Below are 17,685 nucleotides of genomic sequence, written 5' to 3'. Positions count from 1 at the left end.
TATACGGTCTTTCTCTTTTTTTACTAACTTCAATTTTTTGCGCTGAAAGGTTTCCAAACCGTAATGCAAAAATGCAAAGCCATGAAAATATCGAAGATTTACATCCTTTTCGGCAACTCGCTATGATAGGGCTATCCGATCGGGGAGTGACCAACGAATGATAAAAAGAAATAAGGAGATAGTGGGGATGAAGCTGGTCTTCCGTACGATCATCCGGGATCGCGTGCTATATATCATGATGATTCCCGGGCTGCTGTTTTATTTGATATTCAAGTATGTGCCAATGTATGGATTGTTAATGGCTTTCCAAAACTACTCTATCTCTAAAGGGGTATGGGGAAGCAAGTGGGTGGGGTTTGAGCATTTTCAGGCGTTCTTCGATTCCCCGGATGCAGCGGTACTCATTCGGAATACACTCGTTTTGAATGCGCTGGAGCTGCTGGTCGTCTTTCCGGCACCTATCCTGCTGGCGGTTCTGTTCCATGAGCTGCGCTTCGCCCTATTTAAGAGGCTGGCACAGACGATAAGCTATTTGCCGCATTTTATTTCTACTGTCGTCATCTGCGGAATTATCGTCAACTTCTTGTCGCCATCGACTGGCATCGTTAATCATCTGCTTCAGGCGCTCGGAATCAAGCCGATTATGTTTCTCGGGGAATCGCAATGGTTCCGTCCGATCTATATCGCTTCCGAGTTGTGGCAGAAGGCCGGCTGGGACACCATTATTTATTTGGCGGCTATCGCTGGGGTAAATCCTACTCTGTACGAAGCGGCCAAGATAGACGGAGCCAACCGCTGGCAGCAAGTTCGTCATGTGACGCTTGTCGGAATGATTCCGGTCATGATTATTTTGTTCATTATTAAAATCGGTCACATTCTCGAACTGGGCGTTCAGAAAATTATTCTGCTCTACAATCCTCTCGTCTACGATAAAGCAGATGTCATCAGCACTTTTGTGTACCGAAGAGGGCTGCTAGACGCCGATTACAGTTTCGCTTCGGCAGTCAGCCTGTTCCAATCAGTCATTGGGCTCATTCTGGTGGTTGCTTTTAACCGGCTGGCCCGGAAATATTCGGAGACAAGCTTATGGTAGCGGAGGGATGAACCAATGAGAATGAAGTCGAGCTTTGGCTCTAAACTTTTTGATGTATGTAATGTGCTGTTAATGATCGGATTAATGATGCTGATGATATACCCGTTTCTCTACGTGTTCTCGGCTTCCATCAGCAATCCAAGTCTAGTGGTCAAAGGGGAAGTTATCATGTTCCCTAAGCAAATCACGCTGGAAGCGTATCGGCTCGTCGCTAAGGATCCCTATATCTGGATCAGCTACTACAACACGATTAAATATACGGTTCTGCAGACGGTGCTTACACTAATCTTCACGGCCATGCTAGCCTATCCGCTAGCTAAAAAGAGGCTGCTCGGCCGACGCACGATCATGCTGCTGATCGCCTTCACGATGCTGTTCAACGGAGGACTCATCCCAACGTTTCTTGTCGTAAAGCAGCTCGGTCTGATCAATACGACGTGGGCTTTGATTATTCCATCCTTAATCAGTACCTGGTACTTATTTCTGATGCGAACGTTCTTCGAGGGAATTCCAGATGAGCTGGAGGATGCGGCTACCATTGATGGCTGCAGTGCGTTGGGTGTATTGTTCCGGGTAGTGCTTCCTTTATCAGCGCCAATTATGGCGACTGTAGCGTTATTCACGGCAGTCGGCCAGTGGAACTCGTTCTTCGAAGCACTTATCTATTTGTCTGATAAACAAATGTATCCCTTGCAGATTCATCTACGCAATATCGTCATTTCTAGTTCCGCAGCTTCGCAGGTGTCAGGCAATCAGGACGCCGATGTGTACATTCTGGAGACAGTGAAGTACTCCACGATCATCTTTGCGACGCTGCCAATTTTACTTGTGTATCCTTTTATCCAGAAATATTTCGTACAAGGAAGCATGATTGGCGGCATTAAAGGGTAGAAACTACTGAAGCGGGGCTTGATTTAGCATATAATCGATTATGGGAGGTCTATGTAAAAATGGGCAAAGCATTTAAATGGCTGGCCGGCTTAACTGCCGTTGCCGCAACGGTAACACTGATCGCAGGTTGTTCAGATAAAAAAGAAGCGACACCTAAGAATGAAACTGCAGCGCCTCCAAGTGCACAGAGCAATCCCCGGACAGGGGGACTGAATTTGCCGCTAAGCAGCACGCCGGTGACGTACAAATTCCTGATCCGCGAGGTGGCGGATATTCCCGTCAAGAATGACTGGCTCGTTCTGAAGGAGTTAGCTAAGAAAACGAACGTTAATATCCAGTTCGAACCTGTTCCATCGACTGGCTATGATGAGAAGAAGAAACTGCTTATCGCGACCAATAACGTGCCCGACTTTTCCTTGGTGAACGAGACGGATGCGCTTAAAGCAGGTCCTGATAAAGTGTTTCTAAATCTAAAGCCGTATATCGACAAAGGGTTGATGCCCAATGTGAAGAAGCTGATGTCCGAAATTCCGGACATTACGGCTGTGACGACGGCAGGGGACGGCGGCATTTATTCGCTGCCAGGATTGAGTGAGCCGAATTGGCTGAGCTACTCCTGGATGGTGCGCGACGATATTATGAAGGAGCTTGGCCTGCAAGCGCCGAAGGATACGGACGACCTGTATCGCATGCTGAAGGCGATGAAGGAGAAATATCCGAAATCATTCCCACTTATTACACAGAATGCTACGGCCGCCGGCTCTAACGTTCCAAGCTTGTTTAATGTGTTTACGACCATGTTTACAGAAACGACGTCTGCGCTGGGATATAATCCTTTTAATAAGAAATATGAATTTGCACCAAGCCATCCTCAGTACAAAAGCATGCTGACGTACTTGAACAAGCTGTATACGGAAGGGCTGCTCGACCAGGAATTTGCCATCATGAAAACGCAGAACTGGGAGCAACGGGTGCAGTCAGGCACTTCCTTCATGACCTATTACAACAAAGGCCGCATAGATATCTTTACCGACGCAGCTGTGAAGGCTGATCCGAACGCGAAGTACAATATGATTGGCATGACGCCTGTGGCGGCACCTGGAATGAGACCATTCCAACTTATCAAAGCGAAAGTGAATGCTCCCGTATCTGTCGCGCTATCCGCTAATATTAAAAATCCGGAAATTGCAGTACAGTTCTTCGATTATCTCTACAGTGATGAAGGATCGGATATTTACATGCTGGGTGCAGAGGGCGTTACTTACGAGAAGGTTAATGGTAAAGCAAAGTACATGCCAGCGTTAGGCACGATTCCAACGGCCATCCAATCCAAATTGAAAACGGAATTTGGCGTTCGCTATAACAACTTCCCGATGATGAACTATGTGAACAAAGGCAGAGATGCTGAGCCTCCGATGACGAAGAAGCTGCAGGAGCTCGAAGTAATGAACGCCAAGTCGGCGATTGACCCTGCTCCTTCTGTTGTTGCGACAGAAGCCGAACTAAGCCTTGAGAAGTCGAAGCTTCCGAGCCTCGAGAAGTATATTGAGCAGAAGCTGACTGAGTTCGTTATGGGGAAAACGCCAATTACGGACGCCGCTTTGACCGATTTTATCGCTCAGTGTAAAAAGCTCGGAAGCGATGATCTGATCAAGATGTATAACGAGCAGCTGCAAAGAGCATTGAAGAAATAGGCACTTTATTCAAACTGTGTCTAGGAATGAAAGGAACCCGGAACATGTGGAAAAAGAGAAAAGGCCGGATATTCTGGAAATATTTCTCGAGCTACATCATTTTGATCTTATTGCCTGCCATTTCCGCGTGTTTCCTGATCTATACGTACATGGTAAGCATGATGGACAGTGAGGTCGAGAAGTCGGACCTCCTTATGCTGCAAAGCTTCTCGCAGAGCACGGACAAAATGCTGTTCAATCTGCGAGAAGATATGGTTCAGATGGCAGGCTCCTACTTCGTCAGCAAGTTCAGCGAATACGGAGCAAGTCCGCTATCAGTTGACCAGGTGGAGCGGGTGGATACGATCAAAGAAATCTACCGGGAGCTGGCTACAATCGAGAACGCCTATCAGCTCAGCCATGCCTTTCTATATTTCCCGGAACAACAGCTTGTCATTGATAAGAACGGCGTGTCTCCTAAGGACACGTTTTTCACTTATCGTCATGTGTACAAGGGGTTGTCCGCAGCGGAGCTGGCAAAGTTGTTCACCGGCAAACACCGGATGACGTTCACCCCTAAGCTGAATATTCAGCGGTATGATATTTTGAATAGAGAGGTGGCGGCCTCTAATTCGGCGGTCAGCCTGCTGATGAGCTATCCGATGGCCTCCGACACACCGGAGGTGTATCTGGTTGCGGATCTTCAAGGACAGTCACTGCAGTCCGACATTACAATGGAGGCTGATTTCGGCAAAGAAACGGCTATTCTTGACGTGGCCAATCATTCCGTTATCGCGATGACGCCTGGCTATTCGGAGCAAAGTGTCCTGCAGGTAGAGAGTCTGGTCACTGCCAACGGACGCGGCTCTGGCATTGTAGAACTGGACGGAATAAAGGTTCATGTCTCTTATGTTAGTTCGCGGTTGAACAATTGGTACTACGTCACGCTAACGGAGTTGGCCGAGCTGCGAAAGTCCGCGAATCTGATGCGGACCGCCTCGATCTGGTTTTTGCTTGGCTTCACGGTGATCGGGCTGGTGGTCTCAGGGTTCTTAAGCCGCCGGATGGCGTCGCCTATTTACCGCATTAAATCAAAGTTCGAGCTCATGCCCGAATACAAGCAGGACGCACTGGATGGAGCTCAAGACGAGCTGCATATGATCTCGAAATGGTCTAATCATCTACTGAATCGTAGTAGTGAAATGGAGGTCACGCTGCGGGCTGTGGAACCGATTATTCATGAGCATTTTGTCGGCAAGATTGTAACCGGGGAGTGGCGTAATCCATACCTCGTTCAGCAGTACGCAAAAGAGATTGGCTTTAATCTTTATGAAAACGCACCTAAATGCGTGCTGATCATCGAGCTACTCTATGATGTAAACACGCATCGGACGACGAGCGTCAGCGAGAAGACGCTGCATAGCACGGAGCTGCGCAGCAAAATTGAAGCCGCTTTACCGGGGCGAATCTGGTTCACGCAGCCGACGGAATCCCAACTTGTTTGCGTTATTCGGCTGATGCCGGAAGGGGGAAGCGGCTCAGAGGAAGCGCTGCTCATCCAGGAGATCTTGCAGCCGTTCGCTGTCTATTTCCGCAGCGTCATCTCGGTTGGGGCTATTGCGCTTCAGCCTCAGCAGTTGTACGAATCGTACTGCCAAGCGGCAGACCTGTTAGAGAACAAGCCAGTATCTCAGCTGGAGCATATCTTGACGGGCGAAGGCTTGAAGCACGAACGCAGCTCTTTTGACGGCTGTCTGACCCAGCAAGAGCTAAGCCGGATTACGAATCTGGTCAAGACCATGGATCGCCCTGGTCTTATCCGTTATTGCTGTGAGCTTCTGGACGACAGCGTCCAGAAGCTGTATACGCTGAAGGAGACGAAGGAGCTCGCTCGGGATATGCTGAACGCTTTTATCCGGGAAGGAAGCATGGCGACTGGCGTCGAGGTCAATTTGGAGACGTATCCTGCTCTCCTTGAGCAGTTGTCCATGTGTGTGGAACTGGAAGAGTTCAAGCTTGTCTTCTCGGAAGCTTGCGGGACAATGTTAGCTGAAGCGGAGAGCAAGGAAGAACGTTCGATGTTACTGGAACAGGTAACATCGTATATTCAGGAGCACTACGCGGAGAATCTCGGGCTCGAGCAGTTCGCGCGTCAACTCGGCATGTCCATGGGCCATTTTAGCCGCATCTTCAAGGATTATACGTCGGAGAAGTTCGTCGATTTTGTCGCCAGGGTTAGGCTGAATAAAGCGAAAGAGCTCCTGAAGGAAACCGAGTTGAACATGGAGGAGGTTGCAGGGCGAGTCGGGTTTATTTCCGCAACTTCGTTTATTACGACGTTCAAGAAGTACGAAGGTATTACGCCGGGGAAATTCCGAATGCTTGATTAGCTGGTAAGCGTAGATGGCGAAGAGGCGTGCAGGAAGGCAGTTATCATAAATGAAATAAGTTGATATGAGGTGAAAGGCTATGCCAGTACAATATAATATTAGTTATTGCACAGAGATGCCGGAGACTCGTGTGTTGGATTTATTCTTGCCCGAGGAGAATAAGAATGGCGCCGCAATATTGTTCATTCATGGCGGCGGATGGGCCAAAGGAGACAAGCAGCAATTCCACGATGTTGCTGCTTGGTTCGCGGAGCACGGTTTCGTATGTGCGTCGATGAAGTATCGGCTAAGCACAGAGAAGCCGTATCCCGCCGCCTTGGAGGACGCGAGGTTGGCGATGCAGTATATGCGCGTCCGCGCAGACGAATTAGGATTCAATCCGGCGAAAATCGGGTCAGCCGGATCATCTGCTGGCGGCTACTTGGCCGCCATGCTGGCACTGATCCACCCGGACGACGGGCTCGGAAGAACGGCTGAGCTGGTTATGACGGATACGCGTCCGAACGCGGTAGCCCTATACTGTCCTGTGACGACGCTGCATGTCGAGAAAGAGTTCGTTTTGAAGTTTATGGATGTCCCCGAATCGGAAGCTCCTGAGCGGTATCGCGAAGGTTCGCCGATTGATCGGATATCGGGAGGGGAGCCGTCATTCATCATCCTGAATGGTGATGAAGATAATACGACGCCTCTGGAGGAAGTGCGCGCTTTTGCCGAGAAGCTGATTGAGGCGGGCTCACGTGCTGAGGTAGTCGCTCTGCCTGGCGTGAAGCACGGCTTCAGCTATGGGATTACGTCGGATGCACAGCAGCAGTCCATAAAGTCGATTCTAGCTTTCCTTCAAAATGAATTTACTTTAGGCTGAAGGATGGGGGCCGTTGGTTGCTAAACCTGAGTGGAGCGGTTAGTTGTAATCGTCTCCCAGTAACCACCGGCCACGCCCTACAGTAGCCATCTTTACCTATACCTAATCCAATACCCCTCACCTTCCAGCGTTTACTTACCTCCTTTTGAGCCAATCGGCCCTTTGTGAAACCAACCAACTCTTTGCAGTCATTGGCGTGAATCGCCGGATTATTTTATTTTTGAAAGGTTTTGCAAATTTGCGTGAAATCCGTTGCTGTAACGATTGCAAGAAAACAATGCCGCGAAAAAGTCGAAGATTTACATAAGATTCTTGCTATCGCTAAGATGAGGCTAATCGGGTAAGCACTGCCGCTTCAGCCAGCTTGGGGATGGATAACGAGCCTGCTAGTGAAACGAGGGTTAAAGATGCCACAAGTACTGGAGGTTTACAACGCTGCGAGCCCGCCATCTGGTCCGAACGGTAGCATGATCGTGCATACAGGATTGTACGGAGGAGTGGCTCAAACCATCACAGTGGCCAAAACGGACTTTCACCTGTACCTGTTCATAGGGCAGTCGAATATGTCCGGCCGGGCACCGGTGGAATCACAGGATTTGCCGGCTGTCAGCCGAGCGTATTTATTTAACGGCCTGAATCAGTGGGAGGAGGCGAAGCCTGGCCTTGTAACCAATCGTACTTCCATAACAGCGACACAAGGGTTTAACCGGTATTCGTCTGTTGAAGAGAGCACGAAAGTGAACGGCTTGAACGCCGCCAGTGAATTTGCCAAGGCGATTACGCTGAGCAACTCGCAAATGAGGGTTGGCATTATTTCCAACACCAGAGGCGGGACGAGTATTGCAGAATGGCAAAAAGGAGCCGGAACGGGACTGTACGAGGAAGCGCTGAGAAGGACAAAAGAAGCGATGAAGACGGGAACGTTGAAAGGAATTATCTGGCATCAGGGGGAATCGGATCAGTCAAAAGCAAATACCACCTATATGAGCAGCCTGAAGCAGATGGTCGGTGATTTGAGAGCAGATTTGGGCAGTCCTTCCGTTCCTTTCGTTGCAGGCCAACTGCTGCCGACCAAAAGTGCTGACTTTAACCAGATGATTACGACGATTCCGCAGTCCATTGCTAATTCGTATTGGGTTTCCAATGCGGGCACGGTTTCAATCGGTGACGGATCGCACTTTAATGCATCTAGCCAAAGGCTGCTCGGCCAGCGGAATGCGGATGAAATTTTGAATCCTTAGCAAAAGGTTATGGGTCTACGCTATTTTGGGTTGGTAGATCGAACAATAATCCAGATTTCTGAAACGATCCTGCATGTATATGGCAACCAAACGCCTTTATAGTTATAGAAGATATTCATGTGATGATGTAAAAAAATGATGGTGAAGTCCTCTTTTTTCATAGAAAGGGGGCTTTTCAAATAGGAGAGTGCATGATGAATTTGTATAAAGCGATACATATTGAAGGCAATCAGGATATAGAGGTTCCTATCGGCAAGCGTATTCCATTCGGGTGGAAGGCTGTTGCAATAGGAGCAACCCCAGAATCGTATGTAACTATGTGTCCTTTCAAATTGGAGGGAATTCAGGCCACTTTGTTAAGGATTACAGTGGCGTTAGATGTGCGCGAAGAAGTTCGTGTCGAGGTTATATCCACAGTAACAAAAGTAAAGCTTGGCGAGTTGGATATACGCTATGCGTCTGTTTTTCAGCCGTATCAGCTGTTGCTTAGCATTGCGCAGGTAGAGCTTCTCACACAGGAGGGGGCATTCATGCGCCTAAGTCAAGGAAGTTCCCCACTTTGGATATTTATAGATGGACCTCCTGATGCTCCGCTTCTTCAGCCACATCTACGGATCTCATCCGAATATGAAGTTGGTGTAGATCCCTGGAAAGCCATGTCTGACTCACTAGCATCCCTATCCTCCTTGCAACCTTTTGGCTGGTTGGAAGGTTGTGTACTAGACGGACTGCTGGATCTGGAGAAAACAAGAGGTGGAGGTCGCTTCCGAAAAGCAGCGGAGAATCACCTGCACATGTTCTTCGATGAACAAGGGGTTCTTCACTACGAGAATCCACGCAGTGAGCCCGTTGACGGGCGTATTTATGGTATTGAAGGCACATTGCCATTTGCCGCCTTGGCTCAGCTCTACCCACAGCATCCAGCGATTGAACAAGCAATTCATTTCTGGTTATCAAAAGCCTGCGAAAATGGCACAATTCTAGATGGCTCCACACTGTCTGCGGAGGGCAGCTATACGATTGCCTATCCGATGGCGATCATGGCCAACCTCTATCACCGGGAGGATTTAGCCATATTGGCCATCCAACAATTGCTGGTTCGCAAGCAGCAACTTACAGTTGGAGAGGAACTCTATTTGCGCCAACATGAGGATGGTAGCCGAAGCTTTCGGAATTGGTCGAGGGCATACGCGTGGTATATGCTCGGTCTGGCTCGGACAATAAGGGAGTTCTCTCATTTTCTCTCATTGCCGGAGACACAATTGAAGTCTGTGAGAGAACTCGAACTGGAACTTGTAAGAGTAGCGAAATTGGCCATGCATTATCAATCGAATGAAGGATTATGGTATGTATTTGTAGATGAACCGCATACGGGGATTGACACATCAGGGTCAGCTGCCATCGCGACAGCTTTGGCAATCGGCGCGCAGCTTGGAATACTTGACGAGAAGGCTATGAAAGCAAGTACTCTGGTAAGGAGTGCACTCTCTTCTTATTTTACACCGGAAGGCATTTTGCATGGCTCAGCTCAGAATAATAAAGGTGGGGAGGAACTTCAACGATCCGGTTATCGTGTGATGTCCCAAATGGCCACTGGTTTGGCAGCGCAGCTAGAAGCGGCAATAGACCGAACCTCTATGAAGAATAGCGTTACCTCTAGTACAACGACATGAATGTACCTACAAAGAATGCAATTTGAAGAGTTGCATCAATTTGTTGCAACTTTATGAAACTCAGTTGAAGCCGTCTGTACAAATTTTACAAACTCCCTCATGGCGACCAATCGGCGCTAGTGGTGCTCGAATCGTAGTATCATTATTACATGAGTTAATGAAACGCGGGGGTCGTTACGGACTAGCATTTCCGGACGGCAATTAAGTCACTTACTTGGCGTAATCCAAATCCTTATGATAGCGAAGCGCTCTATCAATTAGGCGTAGCGCTTAAAGAGCAGGGACGTAAAGAAGAAGCATTCGCTGCACTATACAAATCAACATGGTCCGCGAATTGGCAAGATGCCGGCTACTTCACACTTGCACAAATTGCATGTGAAAAGGGGAGTTATTCCGAGGCGTTAGAGTTGGTTGAACGTTCTCAGGTTCGCAATTCCCGTAATTACAAAGCACGCCACTTGAAAGCTGCACTTCTTCGGAAACTAGGGCAGTTGCAGGAAGCACTAGTCTTCTCACAGGAGACACTTGCTGTGGATATTGCTGATTTTGGGTCAGCTAACGAACGATACCTTACACTATCGAGCCAAGGTGAGCAAGTACTTGCTGCTGAAGCAAAGACTGAGCTTATGAGACTCATGCGTGGAGATGCTCACAATTATTTGAACTTGGCCTCCGATTATGCGAATTGCGGATTGTTCGAGGAAGCAATTGAATTGCTTGGACGTATTGTGCAAGATGTAACAGAAATGTATCCTATGGTTCATTATACGCTTAGTTTCTTACATGAAAATGCAGGGAATTCGAACATGGCTGAACGCCACAGAAAATTAGGAAACGTGGCAGCATCAGATTACTGCTTTCCCAATAATTTATTTGATTTGCAAGTTCTGACTAGCGTTATTTCCGCCGACGCTACGGATGATAAAGCACATTATTACCTTGGCAATTGGTATTATGATAAAAAAAGGCACGAAGATGCAATCAAACATTGGGAAGCCTCACGTTCTATTCGCGATGATTTCGCGACGGTACATAGGAATCTGTCTCTCGCGTATTTCAACAAACGAGGGGATTCAGCAGCGGCACTTATCTCCATGGAGAAAGCTTTTGCTTGCAGGCAAGACGATGCACGTGTTTTCTATGAACTGGATCAATTGTATAAAAAGCTTAGTTACACCGCAGCTACTCGATACGCTAAGCTAGAGGAACATCAAGATTTAGTGAACAAACGCGACGATCTATACGTAGAGTATGTTACTCTCTTGAATGCGCAAGGTTTTCACGACAAAGCTGTTCAAGCTATTCAAGCACGCAACTTCCATCCTTGGGAAGGTGGCGAGGGTAAAGTAACGGGTCAGCATGTATTTGCTAATGTCGAGCTGGCGAAGGCTGCATTAGCTGAAAGTCACTTTGAAACGGCAGTATCTTTTTTGCATGAAGCACTTATTTATCCAGATAATCTAGGAGAAGGTAAGCTGTCTGGTGCGCAAGAAAATAATGTGTACTATTATCTTGGACTCGCTCATGATGGTTTAAAGCAATCGAAGCAAGCACAGGAATGTTTCGGAATCGCTTCACAGGGGCTAGAGGAGCCAGCTAGTGCCATGTATTATAACGACCAACCGCCTGATATGATCTTCTATCAAGGCATGGCATGGCTAGCTTTGGGCAACGAGAAGGAAGCGAAGCGTCGTTTTAATAAGTTGATTGATTACGCTGAGAAACACCTGTTCGACGAAGTGAAGTTCGACTATTTCGCAGTTTCCTTGCCAGACTTCCTTGTGTTCGAGGACAATTTGAATGTACGCAATGAAGTTCACTGTCTCTATATGATGGGACTGGGTCACCTCGGTCTGGGTAACATGGAAATAGCAAGGGAACAGTTTGAAAACACACTAGTTTTGGAAGCGAATCATTCAGGCGCGCGTATTCATTTGCGCATGTGTATGTAATGAATGAGGCCGCGGTTAGCATTACAAAGGGATATTATAAAGGCTTCTTATCCATTACAATCGAAAATGATCAAATTCGTATAGAGCTGGTACCGGACCTTGGTGCAAAATTAGTTTCTATTATATACAAGCCTTCCTGTAAGGAATGGTTAATTGATTCAGGTAAAAGATCTTTAAGACAACCAGAATATGGATCTACTTTTGGAGAGTGGGATATGAGCGGTTGGGACGAATGTTTTCCGACGATTAATGCTTGCTCTTGGGAGTTGGATAAGGTTGTGAACCTGCCCGACCATGGCGAAATTTGGGCACTTCCCTGGACTTATAGGATTGAAGAGAATGAGGTTATTTGTACGGTAGAAAGTCCATTGCTATCCTGTCAGTTCACAAGAAGCATCTCCTTTCAATCAGCGAATAGTGTAAGAATGAATTACCGTGTTGATAATAAGAATCACCATCCGATGCCCTTTTTGTGGGTACCTCACCCTCAATTTGCTGTCATGGAACCGACACGTATTCTTCTCCCAGAACAGATGGAGGAAATGCTTTGTGTATACGAAGGTCATAGGCTAAAGAATGGGGAAACGTATACCAGGGATGATGTGTCTTCAATTCTTCCTACGGTTACAGAAGATGGGAAAAAGTTTTATTATGAAGGGCAAGTACCTGTAAGTTGGTCTGGCTTATACGGTCAGGAAAGTGAAAACTTCCTGATCGTATCTGTCCCAAAAGACAAGGTTCCTTTTGTAGGGATTTGGATAGATGAAGGAATGTTCAATGACCGAGTTACATGTGCTCTGGAACCTAGTATTGGTTATTATGATTCACTTGATATGGCCATAAAGAATGGGACTGCACAAATGATATCAGCAAATGCATCTTTTGAATGGTACTTAGACCTATCCATAGGTGCTGGAGATTGGAGTTCTGTTGCTAACAAGTTACAAGATTGAAGTCAAGTTGTGTATGTGTCATTTGTAACGTAACTTTTCAAAGGATTTCGTAACTTTAGCAACGATACATGGTTTCTTTTTCAAACTATAATAAATGGAAAGTGATTTAGGAGGATGTCTGCATGACACACTATCGGATTGACGCACGCGATGATAAGAAGAACATCTTCTCAGGACATATTCGCCAAGGGGGCTCCAATCCTTCTGGTGAACGCCTCAGTTTCACTAATTATTATATGGAGCGTAACGGCAAACCTTTTTTCGGAATATGCGGTGAAATCCATTTTTCTAGATATGATGAGGCTTTATGGGAAGATGAGATCGTTAAAATGAAGATGGGCGGCGTAAATGTAATCGCTACCTATCTGTTTTGGAATATGCATGAAGAAGAGCAAGGTGTTTTTGAATGGGAAGGGAACAAAAATGTACGCAAGTTTGTGGAATTGTGTGGGAAACATAATCTATACGTCATTATTCGAATAGGTCCTTTCTGTCATGGTGAGGTTCGTAACGGCGGGATGCCGGATTGGTTATTCGGTCGTCCCTTCGAAGTTCGATCCAACGATGAAGGGTATTTGGCCTATGTCAGAGTACTTTACGGGGAAATAAGCCGTCAAGTTAATGGCTTGCTATACAAGCAAGGTGGGCCGATCATCGGCACACAAATCGAGAATGAGCACAATCACTCAGCAGCACAATGGGCACTGACAACAGGGATCAGCAATTTGTGGTTAAATCAGGGCAGTGGCGGGAATGATCACATGCTGAAGCTTAAGCAGATGGCCGTTGAAGCAGGTATTGAAACACCAATCTATACATGCACAGCATGGGGAGGGGCAACGACACCTACGGAAGAGATGATGCCGCTATGGGGTGGATATGCCTACTGGCCATGGATTTATTATGAACATGACCGTTTTGGGGAAGTGAAAGAGCATCCGGCTACGCCTGAATACATATTCAGGGATAAACACAACAATGCGCTTCCGAAGACTTATAACTTTGAACCATTCTACAAACCAGAGGATTATCCATATATGTGCTGCGAAATGGGTGGCGGCATGACACCGTTTTATAAGTACCGCTTTGATTTTGAATACAAAAGCGTTCCTGCTATGACGAGCATGAAAGTCGCTGAAGGCTGCAACATGATCGGTTATTATATGTACCATGGCGGTTCTAATCCGAAAGGTAAGCGAGATCTATTCTTAAATGATCTAGCTACGCCTAAGATTTCTTATGATTTTAATGCTATGATTGGCGAATTTGGTCAGGTGAGGGAGTCTTATCGGAGAACCAAACTTCAGCATTATTTCTATACACAGTTTGAAGAGTGGCTCTGTCATACAAAGACCATTCTGCCTCCAGGCAGTGAAGACATTGATCCATGTGATGTGGATACACTTCGTTATGCGGTTCGGGCTAGCGAAGGGTCCGGGTTGTTGTTTATCAACAATTTTCAGGATCATGTCGAGACCAAGGATATAAAAGATTTCAGCGTTGAAATCGAGCTACGGGAAGGAGAGACGGTACGTTTCCCTGCAGAAGGTGAGCTGCAAATTGGCCGTAATAGTCAATGTATGCTGCCGTTTCAATTTAACCTTGGGGGTATACACCTGCAATATGCTACTGCTCAACTCATTACGAAGCTGGATGTGCAAGGTGAAAGTTATTATTTCTTTGTTGTGCCAGATGGGATGCGTGGAGAATTCGCATTGAGATCAAGCACTTTGCAAGGTGAAGTGACAATCGACCATGGTTCAGTTCGCCATCAAGGTGATCTGACGATTGTAACGCCAGAAGTAGCAGACACAGCCGTTTTCCAAATGGTGTCCGATTCCGGGGACGTTGTTCATGTCATAACCTTATCAGATGAGCGTAGTCTCGATTTCTGGAAGGCTGATATACAGGGACGGGAGCGAGTCATTCTAACTCGTGCCAATCTGCTTGTAATGAATGATCAGTTGAAGTTTGAGTCCACGAATGAGCAAGAAATTTCATTTTCTGTTTTCCCGGATTTGGAGCGGTTTGGCATGCAAGGTAAAGCTGAACTTAGGAGTAAAAAGCAGAATGGCTTGTTTACAACGTATAACTTGAGCGTCGAGAGCAAAGAGATTTCATTTACATGTTCGCACATTAACACGGATAAAGCAGAGCTTCAATTCGCTAAAGATGCTTTTGATAATGTTAAACAAGTCTTGTTGCGTGTGGATTATTCAGGTGATATCGGATATGCCTTCATTGACGGTGATCTCATCAATGACAACTTCGGAAACGGAGCTACATGGGAGATTGGCTTGAATCAGTTCCAAGAGCGCTTGTTGGAGAAGGGAATGTATATCTACATTTCTCCAATCAGAAAGGGATCCTTCGTAGATAGTAATACAACGATGGCAGGCTGGAGTGAGCAAGCAACAGAACTAATTGCTGATCTTCGATCCATAAGTGCTGTTCCAGTGTATGAGGTTATTGCAGACATCTAATTCAGGTATCCAAAAATAAAAGCAGACCGCACGATGCGGCCTGCTTTCTGTTATTTGTTTTCTTATTGGACGTGGAAGCGGCACTAAGCATTTACTCACAAAGTGCCGGCGTGTTTGGAGATACAGGCTGGGAAGAGCGTCGATTGTTCAGTGAAGATTGTAATATCGTCGGAACGATATCTGGCAATTTGCTGACATCCGAAGCGACGCGCGCATGTTTCGCGATTGTGCCCGCAGTTTTAATAATAAAGGATTGGTCAACAAATATCGTAAGCCTAAGCTGGCTTATCGGGAAGTGCGCCGTATTTATCGCAAGGCATTGCTCCAGAATAGGGGGATTGTAAGTAAGATTTAATAAAATGTAAAGCGGCTGGCCTTAGAACAAGGCAGTCGCTTTTTTTTCTTTATCAGCGTTCGTCCCCAACTACATATAAACAACCAGTGACAGCAAGTGCAACTAATGACTACTTACTGTAATTAACTTCAATAATGGCATTGAGTAACTAATCTGAACAACCAAGGACTATCGACGGTAATCTAGGCCAACCGTATGATGGAAATACAGTTTCAAGTTTATTACTGAATGTAATTGGGGAATGAAAGGAAGTAAGAAGTATGCAAAAAAGTATGAATACGCGAATCGCTATGTCTACTGCAAAAAGGTCGTCGACAATGATGGGGAGACTGGTACGGAACCGATGGCTCTATTTCATGGTTTTCCCTGGTCTTTTGTACTTTCTTATTTTTAAGTACTGGCCAATGTACGGGATCTTTATTTCATTTAAAGATTATCAGCCGTTTTTGGGATTTTGGGACAGTCCATTTGTAGGACTTAAACACTTCGAACGACTTTTTAGCGATTCGAACTTTCTCGTTCTCTTTCGAAATACCCTGATTCTGGCTACGTATAATATTCTGTTCTTCTTTCCGCTGCCGATCGTGATTGCACTCATGCTAAACGAGCTAAGACAGGAATTTATGAAGAAGATTGTTCAAACGTTGGTATACATCCCTCACTTTATGTCCTGGGTTGTAGTTGTTGGGATTGCCTACATCTTCTTAACGACAGAAGGTGGGATAGTGAATGAGATGCTGGTGCGTTACGGCGGAGAAAAGATCAATTTCCTTGTGAGTACCGAATGGTTCAGGACAGTTATTACTGCAGAGGTCATTTGGAAAGAAACGGGTTGGGGTACGATTATTTTCCTTGCCGCACTAGCAGGCGTGGATACACAACTGTATGAAGCCGCACGGATGGACGGAGCAAACCGACTTCGCCAACTGTGGCATATTACCCTGCCAGCCATTCGCAGTACGATTGTCATTATGCTGATCCTTCGACTGGGACATTTTCTCGATACGGGTTTTGAGCAAATTTTCTTGATGCTTAACGCGATGAACCGTGAGGTAGGAGAAGTATTCGACACCTATGTCTACTCTGTCGGGATTAGCCAAGGACAGTACAGCTTTAGTACAGCAATCGGTTTGTTTAAATCGATTGTCGGCTTAATTCTTGTCATGGGATCTAATTATTTGGCCAAAAAATTCGGAGAAGATGGTATCTACTAGATAAAGGAGTGCTGGACTGCTATGCCGCTTAAGCAAAGCTGGGGAAGCCGAATATTCGATAGCTTGAATATGTTGCTGTTAATTATATTTGCTTTGATTACCGTAATCCCATTCATATATGTTGTTGCTGGCTCGTTCGCTACACAGAAGGAGTTGCTGACGCGTGGATTCATCTTATTCCCGACAGAATTTTCTCTGGATGCGTACAAATATATTTTCTCGACTCAAACTCTGGTAAGAAGCTTGCTGGTTACCATCTTCATTACGGTCGTTGGTACGTTGATCAACATTTTCTTTACATGTTTAATGGCGTATCCATTAGCACGTAAAGATATGGATTTCCGCAAACCTATCTTGATGCTGGTTGTGTTCACGATGCTATTCAGCGGAGGGATGATTCCGACATTCCTGGTTGTTAAGCAGTTAGGGATGATCGATACCTATTGGTCCTTACTGATTCCAAGCGCCATCAGCGCCTTTAACTTAATTATTATGCGGAACTTTTTTCAGCAGTTGCCAGACGGCTTGGAGGAATCGGCCAAGATTGATGGTTGTAACGATCTGGGCATCTTTTTTAAAATTGTGATACCGCTATCCATGCCTGCGATCGCAACCTTCTCGTTATTTTACGCTGTAGGACACTGGAATACGTTCTTCAACGCAGTGCTGTATATTAATGACAATACAAAATGGCCAATTCAAGTGCTCTTGAGGCAGATTGTGATCTTGGCTTCCGGTGGTATAGGGGACTCCACATCGATGGATGCTGACTATGTCACTCCGCCAGAGCAATCGGTGAAGATGGCGGTAATTGTGGTATCAACACTACCAATCCTGCTCGTGTATCCATTCTTGCAAAAGCATTTTGCTAAAGGAGCATTGATGGGCTCGGTAAAGGGTTAAGA

Annotated in this window: 13 protein-coding genes and 2 pseudogenes; all 15 read left to right on the top strand. The window is 46.2% G+C overall.

Annotated features, from left to right (window positions below):
• Positions 1-187 precede the first annotated feature (187 nt).
• Positions 188-1,093, top strand: a complete 906-nt coding sequence (locus tag AC58UX_RS09215; protein WP_497251665.1) for an ABC transporter permease — start codon at positions 188-190, stop codon at positions 1,091-1,093.
• Between the two features lie 15 nt (positions 1,094-1,108).
• Positions 1,109-1,984: a carbohydrate ABC transporter permease gene (locus AC58UX_RS09210; protein WP_497251663.1), complete on the top strand. Its 876-nt coding sequence runs from the start codon at positions 1,109-1,111 to the stop codon at positions 1,982-1,984.
• A gap of 59 nt (positions 1,985-2,043) precedes the next feature.
• Positions 2,044-3,678, top strand: coding sequence for an extracellular solute-binding protein (locus tag AC58UX_RS09205; protein ID WP_497251661.1), 1,635 nt, complete (start codon positions 2,044-2,046; stop codon positions 3,676-3,678).
• 44 nt (positions 3,679-3,722) lie between these two features.
• Complete coding sequence (locus AC58UX_RS09200) at positions 3,723-6,047, top strand: helix-turn-helix transcriptional regulator (protein ID WP_497251659.1); 2,325 nt, start codon at positions 3,723-3,725, stop codon at positions 6,045-6,047.
• 79 nt (positions 6,048-6,126) lie between these two features.
• Positions 6,127-6,909: an alpha/beta hydrolase gene (locus AC58UX_RS09195; RefSeq protein WP_497251657.1), complete on the top strand. Its 783-nt coding sequence runs from the start codon at positions 6,127-6,129 to the stop codon at positions 6,907-6,909.
• A gap of 407 nt (positions 6,910-7,316) precedes the next feature.
• Positions 7,317-8,150 carry a sialate O-acetylesterase gene (locus AC58UX_RS09190; protein WP_497251655.1) on the top strand — a complete coding sequence of 278 codons (834 nt, stop codon included), beginning with the start codon at positions 7,317-7,319 and terminating at the stop codon, positions 8,148-8,150.
• 194 nt (positions 8,151-8,344) lie between these two features.
• Positions 8,345-9,823, top strand: coding sequence for a glycoside hydrolase family 88 protein (locus AC58UX_RS09185; protein WP_497251653.1), 1,479 nt, complete (start codon positions 8,345-8,347; stop codon positions 9,821-9,823).
• A 106-nt stretch (positions 9,824-9,929) separates the two neighbouring features.
• Positions 9,930-10,028: pseudogene (locus AC58UX_RS09180) on the top strand (hypothetical protein); the annotation flags it as partial.
• Positions 10,024-10,128: pseudogene (locus tag AC58UX_RS09175) on the top strand (hypothetical protein); the annotation flags it as partial. The pseudogenes AC58UX_RS09180 and AC58UX_RS09175, both read left to right, overlap by 5 nt.
• A 102-nt stretch (positions 10,129-10,230) precedes the next feature.
• Positions 10,231-11,775 (top strand): tetratricopeptide repeat protein, encoded by a 1,545-nt coding sequence (locus AC58UX_RS09170; protein ID WP_497251651.1) that lies wholly within the window; start codon positions 10,231-10,233, stop codon positions 11,773-11,775.
• A complete protein-coding gene (locus tag AC58UX_RS09165) occupies positions 11,766-12,728 on the top strand; it encodes an aldose epimerase family protein (protein ID WP_497251649.1) in 963 nt (320 codons plus the stop codon). Before AC58UX_RS09170 ends, AC58UX_RS09165 begins: the two co-directional genes overlap by 10 nt.
• A gap of 122 nt (positions 12,729-12,850) precedes the next feature.
• Positions 12,851-15,211 carry a beta-galactosidase gene (locus AC58UX_RS09160; RefSeq protein WP_497251648.1) on the top strand — a complete coding sequence of 787 codons (2,361 nt, stop codon included), beginning with the start codon at positions 12,851-12,853 and terminating at the stop codon, positions 15,209-15,211.
• 71 nt (positions 15,212-15,282) lie between these two features.
• Positions 15,283-15,555, top strand: coding sequence for a hypothetical protein (locus AC58UX_RS09155; RefSeq protein WP_497251646.1), 273 nt, complete (start codon positions 15,283-15,285; stop codon positions 15,553-15,555).
• Between the two features lie 301 nt (positions 15,556-15,856).
• Entirely contained in the window at positions 15,857-16,780 is a 924-nt protein-coding gene (locus AC58UX_RS09150) for an ABC transporter permease (RefSeq protein ID WP_497252139.1), read from the top strand.
• Between the two features lie 21 nt (positions 16,781-16,801).
• Positions 16,802-17,683, top strand: a complete 882-nt coding sequence (locus AC58UX_RS09145; RefSeq protein ID WP_497251644.1) for a carbohydrate ABC transporter permease — start codon at positions 16,802-16,804, stop codon at positions 17,681-17,683.
• Positions 17,684-17,685: the final 2 nt, after the last annotated feature.

The organism is Paenibacillus sp. J22P90, from assembly GCF_059692195.1.
The sequence above is the reverse complement of the archived record's forward strand: the minus strand, read 5'-3'. Positions and strand labels throughout refer to the sequence as shown.